Origin of the sequence: Halorubrum sp. Atlit-26R (assembly GCF_003666015.1) — an archaeon.
In the GTDB taxonomy this organism is placed as follows: Archaea; Halobacteriota; Halobacteria; order Halobacteriales; family Haloferacaceae; genus Halorubrum.
The window spans coordinates 1-656 of the sequence record NZ_QPLT01000258.1 but is presented as its reverse complement, the minus strand read 5'-3'; the positions used below and the strand labels follow the sequence as shown (position 1 = coordinate 656).

At 52.7% G+C, this 656-nt stretch carries 1 protein-coding gene; it reads left to right on the top strand.

Features of this window, described 5'->3' with window-relative positions:
• Positions 1–45: 45 nt before the first annotated feature.
• The coding region (locus DVK07_RS20445) for an IS6 family transposase (protein ID WP_121598582.1) at positions 46–656 on the top strand (611 nt) is incomplete at its 3' end.

The following is a 656-nucleotide window of genomic DNA, read 5'->3' as shown; positions in this document are numbered from 1 at the left end:
CGTCGCGTTAAGTTAGAGGATGAGGCGCTCGACTTCAGAGTGTCTATGGCCGAAACCGAGCGCCTCAGCGAACGTATCGCGTGGATCGACTTGTCGTTTGTGGAGCGAGATCGAACGCCGCGATGGGCGATTGAAGTAGGGATCCGCTGTCACTTGGCCGGTATGTCACTGCGAGAGGTAAGTAAGCATCTTGAATTGTTTGGGATCAAGCGGAGTCACGTCGCGATCCATAACTGGGTTCATAAGGCCGAACTACAGCCGATCTCGACCGTCTCCGAGGATCAACTCGCGGTTGACGAAAAGATGATCCGCCTCCACGGCCAGAAGTTCTGGCTGTACGGCGCGGTTGATCCGCAGACGAACGAGATCCTTCACGTGAGTCTCTATCCGACCGCAAATAAACAGACGACGCGATGGTTTCTCACCGAGCTCCACCGGCTCTATCAGCTCGATAGCGTGGAATTTCTCGTCGATGACGCAGACTATCTCGGATCAGTTCTCGCTGAAGACGGCTACCGATTTCAAGTCATTCAACATGGAAATCGGAATGCTATCGAACGTGTCTTTTGGGAAATAGAACGCCGAACATCATCGTTTGCGAATAGTTTTAGCAATGTCGCGTTAGAGACAGCTCAAAACTGGCTCGAAGCCTTCGC